Genomic DNA, 13,798 nt, shown 5'->3' with positions numbered 1-13,798 from the left:
CCGTTTTCCTCCGTCCCCAAGGGATCATTTCTTTATGCTGTTAATGCGGAGAAGGGAGCGAGCGATGGCGTCTGAGGGCTTTTTTGAACGGGTGTACGAGGTGGTCGAGCAGATCCCCGAAGGGATGGTCGCCACGTATGGTCAGGTGGCGCTGCTTGCCGGTCGTCCACGAAGTGCGCGGTACGTGGGGTATGCCCTGCACAGCAATCCGCGCCCCGGCGAGATACCCTGCCATCGCGTGGTGTTTGCCGACGGGCGCATATGCGAGGGTTTTGCTTTTGGCGGTCCCGATGCTCAACGTGAGCTTTTGCTAGGGGAGGGCGTGACGTTTGTCGACCCCATGCACGTCGATCTGGGCGCCTGTCGCTGGCCCGCCGGACTCTAACAGATCTGCCGTGGCCAAAACTACCACAAAGGTGCCTGTCCCCTTTGCGGCGGTTTTCCGTTGTAGGTTTACCGGGGCTAACTTATGGAGAAGCTATGGCGGCTCATATTGATGCTGCAAAGTAAACCACGGTGAACTATATTTTATTCAACAACGGAGCGGGCAATAGGCGATGAAAAAGCCTGCCCTGTTGAGTTTGATTCGCATCCCTCCCCTCTGTGCGATTCAACGGTGTACTTCGGGAACGGGCCCGCTGGCAACTGACTGCCGGCGGGCCCGTTCCCGTTTGTCGGGGGAGTGCGATGGGCGGAGCCGAACCGGTCGGGCACCAAAAAAAGGCGGACGCCGTAGCGCCCGCCCTATAGCAATCGAAAGTTCAAACCAGCAGGTCGGTCTAGTACACCATGCCCATGGCGTCCCGAACCTCGGCCAGGGTCTGCTCGGCGATCTCGTTGGCGCGACGGTTGCCCTCGTGCAGCACGTCCTTCACGTAGTCCAGATCGTTCTCGTAGCGCTGACGACGCTCACGGATCGGGGCGAAGTACTCGTTGACGGCCTCGGTCACGTACTTCTTGAGCTGGCCGGAGCCGCCCATGCCGATCTCCTCGGCAATCTCGACCTCGGAGCGGCCGGTGCAGATGGCGGCCGTCGAAAGCAGGCCGGACACGCCGGGGCGGTTCTCGGGGTCGAACGTGATCATGCGCTCGGAGTCGGTCTGGCTCTTCTTGATGCGCTTGGCCGTCTCCTCGGCGGTCATCGAGATGTTGATGGCGTTGCCGTAGCTCTTGCTCATCTTGCGACCGTCCAGGCCGGGCAGCAGTGGGGTCTCGGACAGCAGCGCATCGACCTCGGGGAACACCTTGCCGTAGCGGTTGTTAAAGCGGCGGGCGATGGTGCGGGTGAGCTCGATGTGCGGCAGCTGATCGCGACCGACGGGCACCACATTGCCCTTGCAGAACAGGATGTCGCAGGCCTGGTGCACCGGGTAGGTGAGCAGAAGGCCGGTGAGCTCGTGGCCCGAGGCCTCCATCTCGGCCTTGACCGTGGGGTTGCGCGCCAGCTCAGCCTCGGACACCAGCGACAGGAACGGCAGCATGAGCTGGTTTGCGGCGGGCACGGCGGAGTGCGCGTAGATCATGGTCTTGTCGGGGTCGATTCCGCAGGCAAGGTAGTCCATCACCATGTTGTACACGTTGTCCTGGATGTGCTCGGTGGTGTCGCGGTCGGTGATGACCTGGTAGTCGGCGATGAGCACGTTGGTCTTGGCGCCCATGTTCTGCAGCTCGACGCGGCCCTTGAGGGTGCCAAAGTAGTGGCCCAGGTGCAGACGGCCGGTGGGGCGGTCGCCGGTAAGCATGGTGAACTTCTCGGGCGTCTTGGCCAGGCCCTCGCGAATGGCGTTGCTCTTTTGCAGCGCGACTTCGTAGCTGTTCTCGTTTGGCATGATTGCTCCTAACGTATGTTCATGGGTCAAGATGATAACGCGTTTATTGGAGGGTCGGGGCGTAAGTAAGCGAGGGGCGGGGGAGAGGTGGCTTGCACGATGGGCACGGGGCTGCGCATGGTCAGCGGCGCCCGGGCACATCCTCGGCAGCTTACCCTAGAGCTTGTGGTGGCGCTCTTCCTTACATTCCTCGGCTGCCTGCTCCTCCTGCTTAAAGGCGGGGTCGTCGGGGGTTACCAGCTCGTCCTCGTGCGTGCGCTTGTTGTAATGGTGGCGCAGCACGGGCTCAAACAGGTGCAGGTGCTTGGCGAAGGCCGCCGAGCCAATGGCGAGCACGGTAAAGATGAGCACGCGCGTGGGCACTTCGACCTGATTGATGGCGGCGGCGCCGGCCGAAAGCATAATGCACCACGCATAGATGAGCAGTACGGCCTGCTTTTGGTTGTAGCCCTCTTGAATGAGGCGGTGGTGGATGTGGCCCTTGTCGGCCTGCCCAATGCTAATGTGGGCGCGCTTGCGGCGCACAATGGCGCTAAACGTATCGATGATAGGCACGCCCGCCATGATGAGCGGGATGATGAGCGAGGTGAGCGCGGCGGTGCGGCTCACGTTGAGCAGCGAGATGGAACCCAGCGCAAAGCCCAGCAGCAGCGAACCCGAGTCGCCCAAGAAGATACTCGCGGGGTTGAAGTTGTAGCGCAAAAAGGCCAAGCAGGCACCAAACAACGCGATGGAGAGCGCGGCGGCATCGATGCGGCCCGAGAGAACGGCCATCGAGAACATCGTGAACGATGCGATGCCACAGATGCCCGTCGCCAGGCCGTCAAGGCCGTCAATGAGGTTGATGATGTTGGTGAACGCCACCAGGTAGACCACGGTGATGGGATAGGCGAGCCAGCCGAGCATAATCTCGCCGGGGGCAAGCGGGTTGACGATGACGCCGATTTTTAGGCCGCCCACGCAGGCGATGAGCGCGGCGAGGACCTGGCCGGCCAGCTTTTGCTTGGGCTTGAGCTGGAAGATGTCGTCGATCGCGCCGGTCGCAAAGATGACGGTAAAAGAAAGCGCAAGTATGGGGTAGCTGATGTGCAGACGGGGGTGGGGCACCAAAACGGGTGGCCAGCCCAGGTACCAGGTGCCTAGGATTTGCACAATGCAGGCGACGACGAGGCCCAAAAAGACCGCCGTGCCGCCCATGCGCGGGATGGGCTTAGTGTTGATGCGGCGCTTGGAAGGATAGTCGACGGCGTCGAGCTTGATTGCCAGGCGCTTGACCAGGGGCACCGCAAGGAAGGTCGCGATAAAAGCCGCGGCCGCCACGCAAAGGTACGGTATGAAGCTCGTGGAGGAAGCCATAAATCGATAAACCGCCAAGCGTCGAAGGAAAAGGTCAAAGGATGCCACGCCACAAAGGGTATAGCTAACCCATGATACTCGACTAAGGAGGGTGTGAGGAATTGCACGGGGCGATAATCACGTGCTTACCAGATATTCGAGTGATGGTGGGGTTCTGCCTGGTGCCTTTTGGGGATCTGGGCGAGATTTGCAATGGCGAGTTTCGGCAAAAGAAAACCACCCCCCACGTTACGAAAATGAACCCACCTAAAACAGGTGGGTGCCCTCATCGACTGTTCCAGCGTCCTTAACAACGAAGGATACCTGTACTAGGTACGACTGTGTGGGCTCCCTAAATAAACGCGACGGTTCACCCAGTTGCTCCGCGGGGGGCGGAATACCTACATCATAAAGCGGCACTTTGTGGATTCCAGTCTTGACATTACAAAAATCGTGTCGGACGATTACGGCACCTTGGGCTTGAGCCGTCCGTGCGGTTGGTCCTTTTGCGCTTGAGCTGCTGAATCGTTGTTTTGGAGCATGTTTTTATGCCGACGTCGTTGACCGAACTTTTTTCGCCCGCCTGCCATTTGTGTCCGCGCCGTTGCGGTGCGGCGCGCGATGAGGGTGCGCGCGGCGCATGCGGTGCTAACGACACGCTCAAGGTGGCCCGCGCGGCGCTTCATATGTGGGAGGAGCCGCCTATCTCGGGCGAGGCCGGTTCGGGCACGATCTTCTTTAGCGGCTGCTCGCTCAAATGCGTCTATTGTCAGAACCACGAGATCTCGACGGGCAATTTTGGGCTTGAGATTTCGCCCGAGCGCCTGGTCGAGATTATGTTGGAGCTGCAGGACCAGGGTGCGAACAATATTAACCTGGTGACGGCGACACACTACGCGCACCTGCTGCCGGCTGCGATTGCCGCGGCACGGGCGCGCGGGCTGTCCATCCCAATCGTCTACAACACGAGCGGTTATGAGCGCGCGAGTGCCGTGGCGGCGCTCGGCGATTTGGTCGACGTGTGGCTTACCGACTTTAAATATGCCGATGCGGGGCTTGCGCAGTCGCTCTCCCACATTAAGGACTACCCGCGTGTGGCCGTGTCGGGCTTGGCGCAAATGGCACGCGAGATCGAACGCCGCGGGGGAGAGCTGGTGGACGAGGACGGGCTCATGAAGCGCGGCATGATCGTGCGTCACCTGGTGCTGCCGGGGCATGCGGACGATTCGTGCCGCGTGTTGGACCTGGTGTGGCAGACGGTGGGCGACGTGCCGATCTCGGTCATGAACCAGTACACGCCCAATGCGCTCATGCGCGAGCAGGGCGGCGACCTGGCACGAGCCGTGACGCGCGATGAGTACGAGCAGGTGCTCGACCATGCCGACGACCTGGGCTTTACAACGATGTTCTGGCAAGAGGGCGGCGCGGTAGACGAGAGCTTCACCCCAGCGTTTGACACCACCGGCGTCCTTACCAGCGCAAAGCAACGCGTTCGCCGATGATTTTTCTGGGACGGGGATTAAAAAATCATCGAGAGGATTGCCTGCTCGAAAAGTAGTCAAAATAGCCCCGTCCCAAAAAGACTGGGTAATGGGCGTTGACAGTTGGCGAGCCGTAGGTAAAATATCAACTTGTCCTGGGGACGTAGCTCAGTTGGGAGAGCGCTGCCGTCGCATGGCAGAGGCCGAGGGTTCGACTCCCTTCGTCTCCACCATTGGATTATTAGGCGAACCCTTTTCGGGGTTCGCCTTTTTTTGTTTGGGTTGGAAGTCATCGCCCCAGTAGTCGAAAGCGAAATAAAGCTTGAGTTCATCCCCATCTACTTCAATGAGCCGCACGAACGTCTCGATGATTTCTGCTGCATCTGGTTCCTGCGCAATGTGATCGAGCCAAGCTGCTATGGCTTCACCAGACAGATTCGCTCCTTCGTTAGCTTGAGCCTGCCGCAGATCGGCTTCTAAGGCCGCTTTCTGCTCACGGAGCATAGCAACGCGCTCTTTACCGCCGGGCGGCGCAATACCGTCCTCGATAGCCTGCCAGATACGCTCAAACGCCGTGTCGATGCGCTTTATCTCGCGCTCAATGCGCTTGCTCTCCGGTTCTTCCTTCTCTTCATTCATTTCGTTGTAAAGAGCCATTACATCAACGATGCGTTGACGTATATCCGGCTTCTTAATCGTTTCGAGGACGGTATCAAGCACGGCTTCTTCAACGGCATCGCGTCTAAAGGTGCGCTTACATTTCTTGCACTTGTAGTAGTGGTACACGCGGCCTGTTTTAGATGTTCCGCAGGTGCCAACGTAGTATTGACCGCACTCTGGGCACCACATCTTGCCCGATAGCGGGTAATCGTTGGTGTCACGTGTCTTGTTGTGTTTGCGCCCGTTTGAGCCCAAGATACTATTGATCATGTCCTGGTCTTCGCGCGACCACAACGCTGGCATGCCATCTTCGATTCGCACGCCCGCGTAATCATAAACGCCGCAGTTCTGCTCGCGCCTAAGCAGCTTTGTTATCACGCCGTGCGTTAGCGGTTTGCCGCGCTTTCCGCGTTCGCCTGCGACAGCACGCTTGATTTCGGCTACAGTCGAGCCAGCAAAGAGCATGTTTTTCATACGGTGCATCACGGCGGCTTCGCGCTCGTTGACCTCGTAATACCCGTTAACAATGTCCCAGCCGTAGTGCGTGCGACCGTTTGCCATCCCGCGCTGGGCGTTCTTGTTGATACCGTCGCGGATACGCTCGCTGTCTATCGCGCTTTCCCATTCAGCAAGCACTTCGAGCATTCCGAGATTCAAGACGCGCGTTGAGCCTTCGCCAAGACTTTCACCGGCGTAAAGGATTTCAACGCCTGCCTTGCGCAACCTAATTCGCGCGAGCGCCATTTCGTCGCGGTTACGCATAATGCGCGTGACCTTATAGATCACCACATAATCAAATATCCCTAATTTCGCGTCTTCCATCATGCGCTGAAAATCAGCGCGTCTAACATCACGGCCTGTCTGCGCGTAATCGCTATATACGCGCACTACATCAAGGCCATTTTGTGCGCAGTACTCACGTGACTTTTCTACCTGAATATCGATTGATTCGCTTCGCTGGTTATGCGAGCTAAAACGTGCATAGATGGCGGCACGCGTGCCCTTTGGCATGATAAAATCACCTTGCCTTTTCTAGGTATGCCCCTGCGAGACTTTGGACGGTAGCGCTGGGGCTTTTTTATTTTCTTTTTGATTCAGATGCCGCAGCCCTGGCGGTCATCGAAATGTTCTGTTGCCATTCCGGCGAGCTGTCACGGTAGTTATCGACGATTTCACGTTCATCGCTAGTGATTTTGTCACCTTCATTATCTTCACCATCCCAACTCAATATCTCATTCGGCGAGCAACCTAACGCCAGAGCTGCGTTCCAAACCTGTTCGGCGTTTGGGAATGATTCGCCACGTTCCCATGATCCGACTGTGCGCATGGACACGCCAACGGCTTTTGCGAAGTCCGCTTGTGAAATGTGCAGCTTTTTTCGCAATCCCTTTATGGCAAGCTTCATTTCACACCTCCTGTTTTAGCAACTATCTGCCGTGAATTCTATTCTATTGGACGAGAATAGGCAAATATTTTCATATTTCTCTCTTGCAATAGGAAGAAACTCGCCTATACTGCAATGCGTGTTAGGAAGAAACCTTCCTAAAGCCGTATGTTTAACGGGTAAACCCGCTAAACATACGGGTGCAAACCTTGACAAGCAAGGTTTGCAATCATCGCTCAATGAAAGGAGGTGAACCGTATGAAGTTCAACAAAGAGGTTTTCGCCGCAAATCTTCGTGCCGCTCGCGCCAAGCTCGACATCACGCAGGATGAATTTGCTAGCCGTGTTGGTATCTCCAAAGATTCCGTTGTCAAGTACGAGAGCGGCGAGGGCTATATCCCCGGCGCTGACAAGATCATGGCTATCTGTGATGTTGCCAACATCAGCCCTAACGATTTGATGGGATGGGAGGAAATCGCGTAATGGATGAATTTATCGATGTATTGACGCTCTGGTTGTTCATAGCAACTGCGGTTGCCGTCGGCAACATGATCGGCAAGTAAGAAAGGAGGGGTTTCAGATGTATGAAACCCAATCGCAAACCAACGGTTTGCATCGTGGTTTTGACGAGTGTGAAATGTCGCAAGCTCGATGTTTCGCAGGCGGCATTTTGCCGCCGCGTCAAAGCTATGACGCAAGCTTGCGAAACAAAAGCGCCCGCACCTGGCTGCAACCAGATACGGGCAATGTCAGAACCTTGACCAGTAATGACAACGAGAATGTTACACCACTAGCAACGGTTAAGCGGTGGTTTTGCGGTGCTATTGCCGTGCTAGCGGCAACGGGAATCCTGCTTATCGCCCTGGCTGGTGCCATTATCTGGCTTACGGAGACGTACAACCTGCCTTGGCTACCGTTCGTCCTTGCCGGTCTTGAGCTGTGGTTTATCGTCCGAATGGTCGACCAATGAGGGGCTATCTCGACCGTGACGCGAACGGTTTTTGGGTCGCGCGGCTGATCATAGAGGAAGCCCACAGACCGGGCGCGAGCGGCGCGGGAGACGTGCGCACGCGCCACAGACTGCCCGTGCCGCCATCGGCACCGCGAGAGGTCGCAGAGGTGGCGTTCAGGCGCTTTATGAGCCGCGAAGCAAGGAAGCGCCATGGATGTTGACGATTACACCCAGCCGCTCGAATCCGTGATGCGGCAGGAGCGGCTAGCAATGTACCCGGTGCCGCTCAGGCTGCAAGACCGCCAGGAGCTTTTCAAGCTATGGTGCGAGCTCAATCCAAGGGCGCTGAGGCAGATTGAGCTTACGGCACTCGCAATCGACCAGCGAGGTATCCGAGTAAGCGCCAAGTACCTCATTGAGAAGCAGCGCTACGAGGGCGCTGTCAAGCTCGTCGGCGTGCCATTCGTGGATGGCAACGGCGTTGAGCACGTCTACGGCATTAACAACACGGATACGCCGCTTTTAGCCCGGTGGCTCTTAAAGCGGCATCCGAAGCTGAACATCAAGCTTCGCAATTCAATCTATGACAAGGAGAACAACCATCATGAAGCGTAAAGAAGCAATCAAGTTCCTCGATTCCGTTGCCGAGTACATCAGCAAGACCGACGGCACCATTACGGTCTTCAACTCCAAGAGCGGTGAGAGCGTCGAGCTTGATACCGACCTGGCTCTCTGTTTCATGGGGACGCCCATCGTAGCCATGAAAGACCTGCTTGAGAGCGACAGTCTCGACGATATGACACCCGGCATGTTTGTCAACTTGATGACCAAATCGGCGTGCAACGCGTATGTGCAGCAGCTCAAAGAGCGCTGAGCAGCTGGCGCTCGATCTTTTTGGTGAGCAGCCGATGCCAACGCCCGGGCAATGCCAGTTCGAGCTTCATCTACTCGAGCACGGCGAAAAGCCCAAGAGCGCGTGTGGCTTTCGCGGAACGACCGTCTGGACTAACTGCCGCGAGGTTGGCAAGTGCCTTTGGGACGGCTGGCACCAGCAGGGGACAAGCGATGGATTAACGACGGGAGGTGATGACGATGACGGCGATTCCTAAAGACGTGCACGATCAGGCGCTGGAACCCATGGCGTGGTTCCAGCACGACGCTAACGCGCAGCGGGACATCAAATGCCAACGGCTGCTCATGCGTCGCGGTAACGAGGGCTACGGCGCTTACTGGCGGCTCTGCGAGCTTCTGGCGAGCACCAAGCACCACTCAATTGCGGTGGACACCGATGAAGACTGGCTCATTCTAGCCGGCGCAATCGGTATGCGCTCGATGGGGGCTTTCGACGAGACGGTGAGCATCGCCGAGACACAAGATTTCATCGACTGCCTGCTCGAGATCGGCTTGCTCGTGAGAGACGGAAAAGGCCGAATCGAGAGCGAGAGGATGTGCAAAAACGCCCTTTATTTTGGCAAGCAGCGCGTCAACGGAGCTAAGGGCGGCAGGCCGAAAAAGAAGCAGGAAAACCCGCAAAACTAGCAGGTCAGAGCGTATGTTTGTGTTGTTGCGGATTGAAACCAGCGCGAAACCATCGGTTTTAGGTTGGGCTAAGCCTAACAATACATAACATAACAGTACAGAAGCGGGTTTTTGGGTTTGGGTCATAAAACCCAAACCCAAAGCCAAAAACCCGCACTTGCTTGTTATGTTGACTTACAAGCAAGGTTCTTCTTTCTTGCTTCTTCTTTCTTGATCGATTCGTTTTTCGAGCGATTCCAAAGCCTGTTTTCGAGTCTTAAGCAGTAGTTATCAACAGGTTTTCAACAAGTTTTCAACAATAGCAAAGTTTTCAACAAAGGAGCGTTGGCGATGCCTTACGGGAGCTATGTCAACAAAGTCCGAAAGCACACGTGTCCTTACTGCGGCATCGAACGGAATTTGGACTGGTTCATCAAGGACAGCGAAGCCTGCTGGAAGTGCAGGGAGACGAAGAAGAACGAGAAGGAGGTGAAGAGAAATGACAGCATCGGTTGATCGCGAAGACCGCGCTTACGTCAAGCGTAGCCTTACGCAAGACGATCTCGTTTTTCTCAAAGAGCTACAGCATGAGCTGAACAATCAGCCGACATTGGCAACGGCTGACCCACGTTTTTGGGTCATTCGTGACTACGAGTATCGCGAAGCAACAGATGGTGATGACATCGAAGCCGTTGAGCTTTTTGAAGATGGCGAAGGTGAGATCATTGGCCTAGGGGAAGCGGTATCGCGAGCCTACAAGGACGAGCTTGATATGGGCGGCGAAGAGCACGCCAAAGAATGGCTTGAAGACAACTGGCTTGATCTTGACGATGACGGATGCATTCGGGCACGTTTCACGAATATGGGCATCAGCATCTCTAAGGGTGTAATCAAGGAATACGCCGAAAACAACGCGCTTGGTTGCGTGTTCCTTACGAAGCTGTGGGCAATTGTCCCGGACACCATGTTTCTCACGCTTCGCGAAGCGGAAGAGCACCTTAAGGCCAATTACTACCACTACTCGACAGGGGCGCATACGTTCGGCATGCACGCTTGGCGCTCACCAGAGGTCGCGCAGCTGATAAAGCTGCTCCATACGGTCGATTTTGACGAGTTGTCGAAGCTGGTTTCGAAGGAGTGATGGCAATGAGCTCTTACGTTAAGCGTGTAGGTGATCTGACTGAGCCTGTTGAGCTCAGTGCTTCGCAGGTTGTCGAGAAGATGACCTCAACGGTCGATACGGGGTTCGACCCTGTGACCAAGCCAGCGCATTACGCGGGGCATACCGGCATCGAGTGCAAGCAGGCAATGGAATCGATGCTCGGAACCGATGAATACGTGTCCTATATGCAGGGATGCGCCTTCAAGTACCTGTGGCGCTGGAAGTCCAAGAACGGCATCGAAGACCTCAAGAAGGCGCATGAATGCATCGAGAACATGCTTGAGACGCTGGAAGGCGGCGCGTCATGAGCGGCGGTGACTTCTACGCCGCGCCCAAGATCGTCACTGTCCGTAAGGCGCATCAGTGCGCGTACTGCGGCAAGACGATTCCAGTAGGAACACGTGGCGTGCTCATGGAAAGCGGCCTTTGGATGCGTCTGTTCTGGAAGCGCTACGCATGTCCGCGCTGCCAGCCATATGTCAGTGAGTTTTGGAGCTGGCAAGGCTTGGAGAGCGAAGACATCGAATGGGATTTCGACGAGTTCATGCGGGAGTATCACCGCGATGTGTGGGTGACCGACGATGACGATTAGGAGCGACCGCAAGACCCTCGAGAACCTGTGTGCCGTATCGCAGGACATGAGCCGGCGCATTACAACGTGCGAGAAGCGCGGACACGATGGAGCGCGGGTCGATTACGACGATCTTATTTGCTGGTGCGATTGCGTCACCGACGCAATCGAAGTGATTCACCGAAATTTGGAGGAAAGCAATGAAAGAATTTAAGACCAAGGAAGAGTATGAAGAGGCATCGTCGATGCTGGTTGGGTGCGCCCTGCTGATCGTCCCGTTTGCGATGCTGGTTGCCAGTATCGCCATTGGCTTCATCTTCGGAGCTGGATATGGGTTCCTGGCCTTCTCCTGCTTCCTGCTGATCGTGTGCATCTACTTCATTTACGCGGCAAAGATTAACATGCACAAGGCGAAGAAAGCGGCTGGAAAGGAGCGGGACGATGATTAAGATTTCCGGCTGCTGCGACGGGTGCGGGAAGGAAGCAGACTGCACCAACATTAACGAATTCGCAAGGGTGCATGCCTTTGACAAGGGCGAGCTTATCGAGTTCGACATTTGCAAAGACTGCATCCACGAGATTCGCGACATGTCGGGCAGCGTTATCGACGTTGTGCGTGAATTGAAGCGTCGCCATGGGCGTTGAGGTCAAGCGCGACCCAAAGGGCGTGTGGTACGCGCAGCCGTATCTTGGCAAGGCACCGGACGGGCGGCAGATACGGCCACGCCGTAGTTTCCCGGATGCTAGGACGCGCGATGAAGCGCAGGCTTTGGCTGATGCCTGGGCTTCGCACCTGACCTTTGACGGCAAGGTCAAGAGCACGCTGATAGTCGACCTGCTTTGGGAGTACATCGAGCAGCGGAAGGTCAAGGGCGCAGCCATTAACACCGTGAAGAGGTGGACGTTTTTCACACGAACCTACGTGGGCAAGTACCTTAAAGGCAAAGTCGCTCGCGACCTTACCGCCATTGAGCTGAACGACTTCGAGACGAGGCTTGGCGTGAGCAAGAAGAACGGCGGTCAAGGTCTTTCGTGCAACACGATCATCAGTGTTCACCACTTTTTGCGCGGCGCATACAACTTTTGGGTGCGCATCGGCATCTGCGAGAACAACCCAATGCTTATGGTCACAAAGCCGCCAGAGGAACGCCATGAAGCCGTGAGCATCGACGAATGGGATTACAGGGCACTCGATGCCATGGTCTCCGAAAAGCTCAACCTTGAGGCGCCCGAGAAGCGCTTCATGCGCCAATCAGCCTACGCTTTCGCAGCTTGGCTTGCACTACACACGGGGATGCGCATCGGCGAGGTGTGTGCCGTTAGACGGCGCGACCTCCACAAGGCGCAGGGGTTCATCCTCGTGAGTGGAACGGTCATCGAGGTTCCGGGCGGTGGCGTTATTCGCTCCAACGTGACCAAGAACAAGAAGACGCGGCCTGTGGCACTAATCGACGAAGAGTGGGAGCTGATAAAAGCCTATCTCGCGCAACAGGATTCGATTTCAGACGCTTTTACGCCCGATTCGCCACTGGTGAGCATAGACGGCTCTTACATGCGCCCTACGACCGTCTCAAAGGCTTTCAGCCGCGCTCGCGACCGTGTGGGCATGCCGAGGACGTACGTGTTCCACTCGTTGCGCCATACGCACGCCACGTGGTGCCTGGCGAACGGCGTTGACCTCAAGACGCTCGCAGATCGATTGGGACACTCGAACGAAGCGACAACGCTGAAACTCTACGCGCACCTTCTGCCGGGGCGCGACCAGGCGGCGGCTCAGGCGTTCAACAACTTTGCCAAGCAGCTTGAGGACGGAGTGTAAACGGTGTGTAAATGGCAAGACCTCGGCCATTTGCGTCACGACACGAAAACGAGAGGTCAGAAAGCAAAACCGATGGTTTGGGAACGGTTAGCCGCCGTATTCCAAGTAAGAATCAGGAGATACTGAAAATGGTACCGAAATTGACTGCCGAACAGCGGCGTGCAGCCCTCGATAAGGGGATGCAGATCAGGTGCAAGCGAGCTGATTACAAGGTCAAGCTGAAGTACGGCATCATGTCGATTGAGCGGCTCTTTGAGTTGGCGGACAGTGGAGACCAGGCTGCATCGGGCATGCGTGTCGAATCATTGATTAGGTCGATGCCCGGTTTTGCCGCGCCACGAACCCAGAAGCTCATGAAGAGCCTGCACATCAGCGCGACCCGCCGAGTGAAGGGACTTGGGTACATCCAGCGCGAGGGACTTATCAAGGCTCTTGGGGGTGGATGCCGTGAGTAGGTCGAGTGAGCGAGCACGCCGACGAATCAAGAGGCTGGGTGTGCTTGTAGCGGTGCTCATAGTGTTGTTGGGCTGCATCATCGTCTTTCTTTGTTTTTGCCTTATGGAACTGCTCATAAGCGTCATAACTGGTTGTCTGTTCTCGTGGCTCTTCCCATTGCTCGCAACCGCGATGGTGATCATGACCTATATCGCATTGGCAATCGTGAGGGGTGGTAACTGTGAGTGACAGCCTTAACAGCGTCACCTTGAGTGGCAACCTTGGGCAAGATGCAGAGGTTAGGTACACCAACAGCGGCCTTGCGGTAACGAGCTTTTCACTAGCAGTGAACAAGAGCCGCAAGCAGCAGGACGGTAGCTATAAGGACGTGACCAGTTGGGTCGACTGCGTGATGTACGGCAAGCGTGGCGAAGCGATGTTTAACAACGGCCTTTTGATGAAGGGCGCACGCCTAGCCATCCTTGGGCACCTGCATCAGAACGTGTGGGAGAAGGACGGCAAGCGCTATCGCAAGCTCGAGGTCATCGTTGACAACGTGGCAATCATGACCTCGCATCGACAGTCGCAGTAACCAGCGGCGGCGCCGCAGGCTGCGACCTACCCAGATGTGTACGACGAAGATATTCCCTTC

At 56.4% G+C, this 13,798-nt stretch carries 19 protein-coding genes, 1 tRNA gene and 1 pseudogene; 17 read left to right on the top strand and 4 right to left on the bottom strand.

Features of this window, described 5'->3' with window-relative positions; genetic code table 11:
- Positions 1–64: 64 nt before the first annotated feature.
- Positions 65–385 carry an MGMT family protein gene (locus tag ACGHEN_RS07155; RefSeq protein ID WP_118079657.1) on the top strand — a complete coding sequence of 107 codons (321 nt, stop codon included), beginning with the start codon at positions 65–67 and terminating at the stop codon, positions 383–385.
- Between the two features lie 394 nt (positions 386–779).
- Here the strand turns inward: ACGHEN_RS07155 and trpS are convergent, their stop codons facing one another.
- Complete coding sequence (gene trpS / locus ACGHEN_RS07150) at positions 780–1,829, bottom strand: tryptophan--tRNA ligase (protein ID WP_118079659.1); 1,050 nt, start codon at positions 1,827–1,829, stop codon at positions 780–782.
- A 156-nt stretch (positions 1,830–1,985) separates the two neighbouring features.
- On the bottom strand, positions 1,986–3,185 hold the full coding sequence (locus ACGHEN_RS07145; protein WP_390398441.1) for a glycosyltransferase family 4 protein: 1,200 nt from the start codon (positions 3,183–3,185) through the stop codon (positions 1,986–1,988).
- Between the two features lie 527 nt (positions 3,186–3,712).
- Between ACGHEN_RS07145 and ACGHEN_RS07140 the strand changes: the two genes are divergently transcribed.
- Both ACGHEN_RS07140 and ACGHEN_RS07135 read left to right on the top strand, forming a co-directional pair.
- Positions 3,713–4,666 carry a radical SAM protein gene (locus ACGHEN_RS07140; protein ID WP_390398439.1) on the top strand — a complete coding sequence of 318 codons (954 nt, stop codon included), beginning with the start codon at positions 3,713–3,715 and terminating at the stop codon, positions 4,664–4,666.
- 136 nt (positions 4,667–4,802) lie between these two features.
- Positions 4,803–4,878, top strand: a tRNA-Ala gene (locus ACGHEN_RS07135).
- A 484-nt stretch (positions 4,879–5,362) separates the two neighbouring features.
- On the opposite strand, the pseudogene ACGHEN_RS07130 reads toward ACGHEN_RS07135, so the two are convergent.
- Both ACGHEN_RS07130 and ACGHEN_RS07125 read right to left on the bottom strand, forming a co-directional pair.
- Positions 5,363–6,316 (bottom strand): annotated as a pseudogene (locus tag ACGHEN_RS07130) (recombinase family protein); the annotation flags it as partial.
- Between the two features lie 67 nt (positions 6,317–6,383).
- Positions 6,384–6,710 carry a helix-turn-helix transcriptional regulator gene (locus ACGHEN_RS07125; RefSeq protein WP_390398436.1) on the bottom strand — a complete coding sequence of 109 codons (327 nt, stop codon included), beginning with the start codon at positions 6,708–6,710 and terminating at the stop codon, positions 6,384–6,386.
- 237 nt (positions 6,711–6,947) lie between these two features.
- Here ACGHEN_RS07125 and ACGHEN_RS07120 point away from each other — a divergent pair, with 237 nt between their 5' ends.
- The 14 genes from ACGHEN_RS07120 (at position 6,948) to ACGHEN_RS07055 (ending at position 13,738) form a co-directional block, all read left to right on the top strand.
- Positions 6,948–7,172: a helix-turn-helix transcriptional regulator gene (locus ACGHEN_RS07120; RefSeq protein ID WP_343006852.1), complete on the top strand. Its 225-nt coding sequence runs from the start codon at positions 6,948–6,950 to the stop codon at positions 7,170–7,172.
- A 97-nt stretch (positions 7,173–7,269) separates the two neighbouring features.
- Positions 7,270–7,659, top strand: coding sequence for a hypothetical protein (locus ACGHEN_RS07115; RefSeq protein ID WP_390398433.1), 390 nt, complete (start codon positions 7,270–7,272; stop codon positions 7,657–7,659).
- 192 nt (positions 7,660–7,851) lie between these two features.
- On the top strand, positions 7,852–8,256 hold the full coding sequence (locus tag ACGHEN_RS07110) for a hypothetical protein (protein WP_390398430.1): 405 nt from the start codon (positions 7,852–7,854) through the stop codon (positions 8,254–8,256).
- On the top strand, positions 8,246–8,515 hold the full coding sequence (locus ACGHEN_RS07105) for a hypothetical protein (protein ID WP_390398427.1): 270 nt from the start codon (positions 8,246–8,248) through the stop codon (positions 8,513–8,515). The genes ACGHEN_RS07110 and ACGHEN_RS07105 overlap by 11 nt, the downstream gene beginning before the upstream one ends.
- Positions 8,490–8,750: a hypothetical protein gene (locus tag ACGHEN_RS07100; protein WP_390398425.1), complete on the top strand. Its 261-nt coding sequence runs from the start codon at positions 8,490–8,492 to the stop codon at positions 8,748–8,750. The genes ACGHEN_RS07105 and ACGHEN_RS07100 overlap by 26 nt, the downstream gene beginning before the upstream one ends.
- Positions 8,728–9,180, top strand: coding sequence for a Lin1244/Lin1753 domain-containing protein (locus tag ACGHEN_RS07095; RefSeq protein ID WP_390398422.1), 453 nt, complete (start codon positions 8,728–8,730; stop codon positions 9,178–9,180). Before ACGHEN_RS07100 ends, ACGHEN_RS07095 begins: the two co-directional genes overlap by 23 nt.
- 478 nt (positions 9,181–9,658) lie before the next feature.
- Positions 9,659–10,300: a hypothetical protein gene (locus tag ACGHEN_RS07090; protein ID WP_390398419.1), complete on the top strand. Its 642-nt coding sequence runs from the start codon at positions 9,659–9,661 to the stop codon at positions 10,298–10,300.
- A 5-nt stretch (positions 10,301–10,305) separates the two neighbouring features.
- Complete coding sequence (locus ACGHEN_RS07085) at positions 10,306–10,629, top strand: DUF3310 domain-containing protein (protein WP_390398416.1); 324 nt, start codon at positions 10,306–10,308, stop codon at positions 10,627–10,629.
- A complete protein-coding gene (locus ACGHEN_RS07080; protein WP_390398415.1) occupies positions 10,626–10,913 on the top strand; it encodes a hypothetical protein in 288 nt (95 codons plus the stop codon). The genes ACGHEN_RS07085 and ACGHEN_RS07080 overlap by 4 nt, the downstream gene beginning before the upstream one ends.
- A gap of 179 nt (positions 10,914–11,092) precedes the next feature.
- Entirely contained in the window at positions 11,093–11,341 is a 249-nt protein-coding gene (locus tag ACGHEN_RS07075) for a hypothetical protein (RefSeq protein WP_390398412.1), read from the top strand.
- Positions 11,334–11,537: a hypothetical protein gene (locus tag ACGHEN_RS07070; RefSeq protein ID WP_390398409.1), complete on the top strand. Its 204-nt coding sequence runs from the start codon at positions 11,334–11,336 to the stop codon at positions 11,535–11,537. The genes ACGHEN_RS07075 and ACGHEN_RS07070 overlap by 8 nt, the downstream gene beginning before the upstream one ends.
- Positions 11,538–11,661: 124 nt before the next feature.
- Positions 11,662–12,711 carry a tyrosine-type recombinase/integrase gene (locus ACGHEN_RS07065; RefSeq protein WP_390398406.1) on the top strand — a complete coding sequence of 350 codons (1,050 nt, stop codon included), beginning with the start codon at positions 11,662–11,664 and terminating at the stop codon, positions 12,709–12,711.
- Positions 12,712–12,839: 128 nt separating this feature from the next.
- On the top strand, positions 12,840–13,166 hold the full coding sequence (gene mihF / locus ACGHEN_RS07060; protein ID WP_390398403.1) for an integration host factor, actinobacterial type: 327 nt from the start codon (positions 12,840–12,842) through the stop codon (positions 13,164–13,166).
- Between the two features lie 221 nt (positions 13,167–13,387).
- Complete coding sequence (locus ACGHEN_RS07055; RefSeq protein ID WP_390398401.1) at positions 13,388–13,738, top strand: single-stranded DNA-binding protein; 351 nt, start codon at positions 13,388–13,390, stop codon at positions 13,736–13,738.
- Positions 13,739–13,798: the final 60 nt, after the last annotated feature.

Origin of the sequence: Collinsella sp. i06-0019-1H4 (assembly GCF_042849575.1) — a bacterium.
Taxonomy (GTDB): domain Bacteria; phylum Actinomycetota; class Coriobacteriia; order Coriobacteriales; family Coriobacteriaceae; genus Collinsella.
Note: the sequence above shows the minus strand (reverse complement) of the source record. Positions and strands in the feature narration are given on the sequence as shown.

What these genes read in the sequence shown, in the direction of transcription:
- ACGHEN_RS07085 (WP_390398416.1), top strand. Translation starts at nt 10,306, where the DNA reads ATGAGCTCTTACGTTAAGCGTGTAGGTGATCTGACTGAGCCTGTTGAG.
- ACGHEN_RS07125 (WP_390398436.1), bottom strand. Translation starts at nt 6,710, where the DNA reads ATGAAGCTTGCCATAAAGGGATTGCGAAAAAAGCTGCACATTTCACAA.
- ACGHEN_RS07120 (WP_343006852.1), top strand. Translation starts at nt 6,948, where the DNA reads ATGAAGTTCAACAAAGAGGTTTTCGCCGCAAATCTTCGTGCCGCTCGC.
- ACGHEN_RS07115 (WP_390398433.1), top strand. Translation starts at nt 7,270, where the DNA reads ATGTATGAAACCCAATCGCAAACCAACGGTTTGCATCGTGGTTTTGAC.
- ACGHEN_RS07095 (WP_390398422.1), top strand. Translation starts at nt 8,728, where the DNA reads ATGACGATGACGGCGATTCCTAAAGACGTGCACGATCAGGCGCTGGAA.
- mihF (WP_390398403.1), top strand. Translation starts at nt 12,840, where the DNA reads ATGGTACCGAAATTGACTGCCGAACAGCGGCGTGCAGCCCTCGATAAG.
- ACGHEN_RS07155 (WP_118079657.1), top strand. Translation starts at nt 65, where the DNA reads ATGGCGTCTGAGGGCTTTTTTGAACGGGTGTACGAGGTGGTCGAGCAG.
- ACGHEN_RS07110 (WP_390398430.1), top strand. Translation starts at nt 7,852, where the DNA reads ATGGATGTTGACGATTACACCCAGCCGCTCGAATCCGTGATGCGGCAG.
- ACGHEN_RS07105 (WP_390398427.1), top strand. Translation starts at nt 8,246, where the DNA reads ATGAAGCGTAAAGAAGCAATCAAGTTCCTCGATTCCGTTGCCGAGTAC.
- ACGHEN_RS07070 (WP_390398409.1), top strand. Translation starts at nt 11,334, where the DNA reads ATGATTAAGATTTCCGGCTGCTGCGACGGGTGCGGGAAGGAAGCAGAC.
- ACGHEN_RS07080 (WP_390398415.1), top strand. Translation starts at nt 10,626, where the DNA reads ATGAGCGGCGGTGACTTCTACGCCGCGCCCAAGATCGTCACTGTCCGT.
- ACGHEN_RS07090 (WP_390398419.1), top strand. Translation starts at nt 9,659, where the DNA reads ATGACAGCATCGGTTGATCGCGAAGACCGCGCTTACGTCAAGCGTAGC.
- trpS (WP_118079659.1), bottom strand. Translation starts at nt 1,829, where the DNA reads ATGCCAAACGAGAACAGCTACGAAGTCGCGCTGCAAAAGAGCAACGCC.
- ACGHEN_RS07145 (WP_390398441.1), bottom strand. Translation starts at nt 3,185, where the DNA reads ATGGCTTCCTCCACGAGCTTCATACCGTACCTTTGCGTGGCGGCCGCG.
- ACGHEN_RS07100 (WP_390398425.1), top strand. Translation starts at nt 8,490, where the DNA reads ATGTGCAGCAGCTCAAAGAGCGCTGAGCAGCTGGCGCTCGATCTTTTT.
- ACGHEN_RS07075 (WP_390398412.1), top strand. Translation starts at nt 11,093, where the DNA reads ATGAAAGAATTTAAGACCAAGGAAGAGTATGAAGAGGCATCGTCGATG.
- ACGHEN_RS07140 (WP_390398439.1), top strand. Translation starts at nt 3,713, where the DNA reads ATGCCGACGTCGTTGACCGAACTTTTTTCGCCCGCCTGCCATTTGTGT.